General features: G+C 66.5%; 7 protein-coding genes. 2 read left to right on the forward strand and 5 right to left on the reverse strand.

The window, feature by feature from the left end; genetic code table 11:
- The first annotated feature begins 114 nt into the window (after nt 1-114).
- Nucleotides 115-1,329: a polyhydroxyalkanoate depolymerase gene (locus Q8M82_RS03530; RefSeq protein WP_305690001.1), complete on the forward strand. Its 1,215-nt coding sequence runs from the start codon at nt 115-117 to the stop codon at nt 1,327-1,329.
- 12 nt (nt 1,330-1,341) lie between these two features.
- Here the strand turns inward: Q8M82_RS03530 and Q8M82_RS03535 are convergent, their stop codons facing one another.
- Nucleotides 1,342-1,494, reverse strand: a complete 153-nt coding sequence (locus tag Q8M82_RS03535) for a hypothetical protein (RefSeq protein WP_305690002.1) — start codon at nt 1,492-1,494, stop codon at nt 1,342-1,344.
- Between the two features lie 116 nt (nt 1,495-1,610).
- Between Q8M82_RS03535 and Q8M82_RS03540 the strand changes: the two genes are divergently transcribed.
- Nucleotides 1,611-2,099 (forward strand): pyridoxamine 5'-phosphate oxidase family protein, encoded by a 489-nt coding sequence (locus Q8M82_RS03540; RefSeq protein ID WP_305690003.1) that lies wholly within the window; start codon nt 1,611-1,613, stop codon nt 2,097-2,099.
- Nucleotides 2,100-2,118: 19 nt separating this feature from the next.
- On the opposite strand, the gene Q8M82_RS03545 is transcribed toward Q8M82_RS03540, so the two are convergent.
- From Q8M82_RS03545 to Q8M82_RS03560, 4 genes are all read right to left on the reverse strand, one after another.
- Complete coding sequence (locus Q8M82_RS03545) at nt 2,119-2,796, reverse strand: phosphatase PAP2 family protein (RefSeq protein ID WP_305690004.1); 678 nt, start codon at nt 2,794-2,796, stop codon at nt 2,119-2,121.
- Between the two features lie 71 nt (nt 2,797-2,867).
- On the reverse strand, nt 2,868-3,767 hold the full coding sequence (locus Q8M82_RS03550) for a diacylglycerol/lipid kinase family protein (RefSeq protein WP_305690005.1): 900 nt from the start codon (nt 3,765-3,767) through the stop codon (nt 2,868-2,870).
- Nucleotides 3,768-3,824: 57 nt separating this feature from the next.
- Entirely contained in the window at nt 3,825-4,718 is an 894-nt protein-coding gene (locus Q8M82_RS03555; protein ID WP_305690006.1) for a transglutaminase-like domain-containing protein, read from the reverse strand.
- A gap of 206 nt (nt 4,719-4,924) precedes the next feature.
- Complete coding sequence (locus Q8M82_RS03560; protein WP_305690007.1) at nt 4,925-5,317, reverse strand: PRC-barrel domain-containing protein; 393 nt, start codon at nt 5,315-5,317, stop codon at nt 4,925-4,927.
- Between the last annotated feature and the right edge of the window lie 538 nt (nt 5,318-5,855).

A 5,855-nucleotide genomic window follows, 5' to 3' on the forward strand; every position in this document is an offset into this window, starting at 1 on the left:
TTAGAACAATCTTGCGGAAACGACCTTTTGCAGTGCAACATCAGGCAGGGCGCGGGCCGCCGCCGGGCGAAACCGGCGGCGGCCCGCCGGGCTGTTCACCGAAGGCGGATTCCGATGCTCTATCTTGCCTACCAGGCCCAATCGGATTTCATGAATCCGGCGCGGCTGCTGGCACAGTCAGCGATGGCCGCTCTCGGAGCCCGGGCGATGAGCGGCCAGCCGATGGACTGGCGCGCGACGGTGGCCGCCTATGAGATGGTGACGCGCGCCGGGCTGACCCATGAGCGGCCGTCCTACGAGATCGACAGCGTGCGCGAAGGCAACCGCGACGTGCCCGTGACCGAGGAGGTCGTGCTGACCCTGCCTTTCGGCAGCCTCTTGCGCTTCCGGAAGGACAGCGAGACTCCACAGGCGAAGGTGCTGGTCGTGGCGCCGATGTCGGGCCATTTCGCGACCCTGCTGCGCAATACGGTGGCGACGCTGCTGCGCGACCACGACGTCTACATCACCGACTGGCACAACGCGCGCGACGTCTCGCTGGAGGCCGGGCCCTTCGGCTATGACGACTATGTCGACACCCTGATCCGCTTCGTCGAGACGCTCGGCGATGAGACGCATGTCGTTGCCGTCTGCCAGCCCTGTGTCCAGGTTTTGACCGCGGCAGCCGTGATGGCGCAGGCGGGCAACCCGTTCCAGCCCCGCAGCATGACCCTGATGGCGGGCCCGGTCGACACGCGCGTCAACCCGACGACCGTCAACAAGCTGGCGATGGACAAGCCGATCGACTGGTTCCGGCGCAACCTGATCGCGACGGTGCCGGCCCGCTACCCCGGCGGAGGGCGCAAGGTCTATCCGGGCTTCGTTCAGCTCGGCGCCTTCGTCGCGATGAACCTGCAGCGCCATGTCAATGCGCATATCGACATGTTCCTGCACCTCGCCACCGGCGAGACGGAGGAGGCGCAGAAAATCAAGGCGTTCTACGACGAGTACTTCGCGGTGCTCGACCTGCCGGCGGAGTTCTATCTCGAGACGGTGCAGTGGATCTTCCAGGAAGCGCGGCTGGCGGCGCGAACCCTGAGCTATCGGGGCGAGCGCGTCGATTGCCGCGCCATCCGGCGCACAGCCCTGCTGACGGTCGAGGGCGAGCGCGACGACATCTGCGCGCTGGGGCAGACCTCGGCGGCGCACGACCTCTGCTCGAACCTGAAGCCGTTCCGCAAACGCCACCACATGCAGGCCGGTGTCGGCCATTACGGCGTCTTCTCGGGCCGCAAATGGGACGGGCAGATCTACCCGATTGTCCGCAACATGATCCTGGCCAACAGCTGAGCCGAAAGCGGCCTACTTCTCCTTGATCGACAGCCCGTTCTTGCCGACCGAGATTTCGACGCCCTCAGGCTGCTTCTTCTCCTGGTAGAGCGCATACCCAGTGGCGGCGAGCCCGACGACGAGGACGAAGACAAGGGCAACGAGAAGCTGACGCGAGGCGAGCATGTGAATATCCATATGAAACCGCATCGCTTGCGGCGCGTTGATAACCCGCGACCTGCCGCATTGTTCCCGCCCTTCCGAGCCGGATGGCGGGCGCGACCGACGAGGAGGCCACGCCGATGCCGGAGACAGAACTGCAGCAGAGCGTCTGGGATGCCCTGGAGCGTCATCCCGTCTGCATGGTGACGACGGTTGTGGACGGGCTCATCCGCACGCGGCCCATGAGCGGACATGTCGACCGCGACAACCACCGGCTCCTCTTCGTCACGCACCGCCAGAACGGGTTGCTCGCGGCGGCGCTCGCGCCGACCGGCCTTTCGATCGCGGTCAGCGAGGAGGACCGGAACTTCTATGCCTCGGTGCGCTGTTCGGCGGCGGAGATCGAGGATCGCGATCTCATCGCCCGGATCTGGACGCCGGTGACTAGCGCCTGGTTCGCCGGCGGCCCGGAGGATCCGGATGCGACGCTGCTGGCGCTGACGCCGGTGAGTGCGGAAATCTGGAACGGGCCGTCGAGCGGCGTGCTCGTGGCCTTCAAGCTGGCCACGGCGAAGATCCTGGGGCGAGCGCCGGATCTCGGCGTCAACGCCACGATCGACATGCGCTGAGCGTGCCGCTCAGCCTGGCTTAGATGACGCTGACGGGCCGCGAGGGCTCGATGCCCTCCGCTCGCGCCATACGCCGACCGAGGATGGCGACCGAAAGGCTCGACCAGGCGATGCCGAGGCACCAGCCGCCGATGACGTCGGTCGGCCAATGGACGCCGAGATAGATCCGGCTGAGGCCGATCAGACCGATCATCACCCATGCGAGCCAAACGCACAGACGCGCGATGTCCTCGCGGCGGGAGGCGAGGCCGACGAAGCCGGCGATGCTGAGAAGGGTGACCGCCGAGAGAAAGGCATGTCCGCTCGGGAAGCTGGCGGTGAAGGTCAGGGCCGCATGCTCGACGATGTCGGGGCGATCACGCCCGATCAGGATCTTCAGACCGGTCGAGGCCAGCGTCGCGGCGATCACCGACAAGGCGAGCCCGATCGCCAGCGGGCGGTGACGGCAGATCCAGAGCGACAGGCTCGCCGTGATCGTCATCAGGCCGAGGCCGACGAAGCTGCCGAAGGCCGTCATGTCCCGCACCGCCTCCTGCAGCCAGGCCGGCCCGATCGGCGAGGCCGGATCGCCCGTCTCGCGGAAGAACAGGACGATGGCGCGGTCGAAGGCGAAGCTGCGGCCGGAGGCGATGAACAGCGCCAGGCCGAGAAAGGCGAAGCCGGCGGCGACGGGGAAGAGAACGCGCGGGGAGAACACGGAACGACCGCCTCCGGAACTGGGACCATCGGGACATAGGCGCCGAAAGGCGGGACGCAACCCGCCAGAGGCTAGACGGAGCGGTTTCGTGCGGAGATCAGCTGAACGGCTCCGGGCAGCAGCGAATACTGCAGCGGCCCCGCCTTGCGCTCGACCTCGCCGTCGAAGGTGATGTGGCCGCGGCGCTTGTCGCGGCGGGTCAGGGTCACCTCGGAGCCGGTGAAGGAGGTCAGGTTCGGGGAGGTGCGCCAGCCGCCCGAGACGATGGAGAAGGCCGCCTTGCAGCGGGAGTAGAGGCCGCCGGCCTTGAGGATATGGACCTCGAAGACGCCGCCATCGAGCCGGGGGCGGTGCCACTCCGCGCCTTCGAAGCCGTTGACCGTGACCAGCACCGCATCGGCCTCCACGACGCTACGCTCATTCCCGATGCCGATATCGACCGTGATCGCACGGGTGAACAGGATGGAGCGCGTCGCGGCGACGGCGAAGGCGATGGCGCGGCTGAAGGGAAAGCGTCGACGCGCATGTTCGCGCTCCCGGGCCATCAGGCTGAAGAAACCCATGCCCGACAGCGAGTGGAACAGGCGATCATTGACGCTGCCGATGTCGAGCACTACCGGCTGGCCCTGGCACACCGCGGCAATCTGCTCTTCCAGCGTGCCGGTGAGGCCGAGATCGCGCCCGAGCACGTTGACGGTGCCGAGCGGCAGCACGCCGACCGGCCGCTGCGCCTGCAATAGGACGGGCAGCACCCCGTTGAGCGTGCCGTCACCGCCGGCGATGACCGGGATGGTGTCGGGATTTTCGATGGCGAGAGACAGCGCATCGTCGAGTTCGCGCGGATGCACCAGCCGAACCTCGGCAGTGCAGCCGCTCTCCTCAAAGGCGGCCACGATGCGCTCGGCAAACGCGTCCGCCCCCGCCTCGAGGACGGTTCCGGCCCGGGCGTTGACGACGACGGTATGGTGCATGAGCTGTTGGGTGTGAGGCGGTTCAGCGCGTTCCGGCGCAGGGCGGCAGCGAGGCGGTCAGAACGGCGCCGTGGCAAAGCTCGGGCGCTGCAGCATTGGCAGCGGCATGGCCCGATCCGGCCTCGGCTCCTCGACTTCTTCGGTCACCACCTCGAAGCGCCGCAGGGTGTGCGGGCCGAATGAGCTGACCATGGCGACATCGGTGGCGTCACGCCCGCGGGCGATCACGACCCGGCCGATGCGCGGCTGGTTGTGGCGGGCGTCGAAGGTGAACCAGCGCCCACCGAGATACACCTCGATCCAGGCGTTGAAGTCCATCGGAGCGGGATCGAACGGCACGCCGATGTCACCGAGATAGCCGTTGCAGTAGCGCGCCGGGATGTTCATGCAGCGGCACAGGGCCACTGCGAGATGGGCGAAGTCCCGACAGACGCCGACACGCTCCTCGAAGGCCTCGGCCGCAGTGCGGGTGCTGCGCGCGAAATGATAGCCGAACGTCAGGTGGTTATGGACGAAGTCGACGATCGCCTGGACCCGCTGCCATCCGCCGGGAATGTGGCCGAAAAGGCTCCAGGCCTGCGCGGACAGCCTGTCGGTTTCGCAGTAGCGGCTGCCCATCAGGTAGACCAGAGCATCGTCCGGAAGTCGCGACGGCGCCACTTCTTCCGCCGTCGGGTCGATCGGATCATGGCTGCCCGAATCTTGAACGATGCCCTCGGCCCGCATGATGATGCCGCCGGCCGGCGCCGTGATCCGCCGGCAGATGTTGCCGAACTGGTCGATGTATTGCGTCGTCGGAACGACCCTGGCCGGGTCGAGGAGAGAGGTCACGGTCATATGGTCGGGCCTGACCAGATCATGGCGGCGCGAGGGGTGAACGTCGAGCAACGTCACGAGCGGAAGGTCCTGACCGCACTGGATCTCGATGTTGTAGCCGTAGCGAATGTGCATGACACTCTCACCGGTTCGCAGACCGACGGCCTCGCCGCCCTTGGGGCCGGCCGAAGGCCGGCAGCTCTGACGCGCCCCGGATCCCTGAGGCCCCGGTTACACTCTCTCACAAAAACGGAAGATGCGGGCCTTTCGGCCCGCATCCCGCCGCCACGACGGTTCGGCTGGGGGGATAGCAACCGCCGCGACCTGCGTCTGGGCGTTGCCTACATCATCCAGTAGGGCATCGTGCCGTAGTAATCGTGGACGCGCTTGCCATAGGTCCGATCGTCCCAATCGGGCTCACCCTGGCTGTCGTACATCGGAGCCGCCTCGAGCTTGTCCTTTGTCATCGGGACGACGTAGCCGCCGCGCGCCGGATCGAAATCGAGAACGCTCCAGGGAATCGGGTGGTATTTTTCGCCAAGCCCCAGGAAGCCGCCGAAGGACATGATCGCGTAGGCGACCTTGCCCGTCTTCTTGTCGAGCATGACGTCGTAGATCTCGCCAAGATGGTCGCCCGCGGTGTTGTAGACCTCGGTGCCTGCGACGCGGGCGCCTGCAATCAGCGGGTTCGACGACGTGGCCATGGACGGCGAAACGGTGTCGTTCAGGGTCATGAAGGGCTCCTCCGACTGCAACAGCCTTCTCGGCTGCCGAATGCCCTGACAACGCCGCATCGAGCCGGAAAGTTCCGCGACAAATTCAGTCGCGGCCCACCGCTGCAATCGAGAGAGCAGGTCTTGAATCCAGAGAGCTCGTCTTGCCGACAGCTCACGGCCTGACCACAGATCACGGCTAGACCGCAAAGCGCGCGCTTGTACACGCGCGCGAAGCGACACCGAGATTCTCCCAGTGGCGAGGCATCTCGTTTGCTGAGGCATCTCACTGCGATAGCGCCCCCTGCACCCGGCGAGACGCCGTCCCCGAGGCCCGGAGGAACCTTTGGGACGGTTTGACGTTGAGGTGGGACGGTCGGCCATGGCCGTGCCATCTTATGCGTCCTACTTTGCCAGACGCGCAGCCCTTGCAGTCCATCGAGAGCGCCGAGGAAACGAACCCATGAAGAAAATCCTGATCATCGCCGCGGTTGCGGCCACACTCGGCGCCTGCACGGCGCAGGAAGAGCGGACCGCTGGCGGCGCCCTGATCGGCGCC

It is taken from the genome of Allobosea sp. (assembly GCF_030694325.1).
Classification (GTDB): Bacteria; Pseudomonadota; Alphaproteobacteria; order Rhizobiales; family Beijerinckiaceae; genus Allobosea.

Excerpts from the sequence above, each read along its gene's own strand:
- Q8M82_RS03530 (WP_305690001.1), top strand. The coding sequence starts at position 115 with ATGCTCTATCTTGCCTACCAGGCCCAATCGGATTTCATGAATCCGGCG.
- Q8M82_RS03535 (WP_305690002.1), bottom strand. The coding sequence starts at position 1,494 with ATGCTCGCCTCGCGTCAGCTTCTCGTTGCCCTTGTCTTCGTCCTCGTC.
- Q8M82_RS03540 (WP_305690003.1), top strand. The coding sequence starts at position 1,611 with ATGCCGGAGACAGAACTGCAGCAGAGCGTCTGGGATGCCCTGGAGCGT.
- Q8M82_RS03550 (WP_305690005.1), bottom strand. The coding sequence starts at position 3,767 with ATGCACCATACCGTCGTCGTCAACGCCCGGGCCGGAACCGTCCTCGAG.
- Q8M82_RS03555 (WP_305690006.1), bottom strand. The coding sequence starts at position 4,718 with ATGCACATTCGCTACGGCTACAACATCGAGATCCAGTGCGGTCAGGAC.
- Q8M82_RS03560 (WP_305690007.1), bottom strand. The coding sequence starts at position 5,317 with ATGACCCTGAACGACACCGTTTCGCCGTCCATGGCCACGTCGTCGAAC.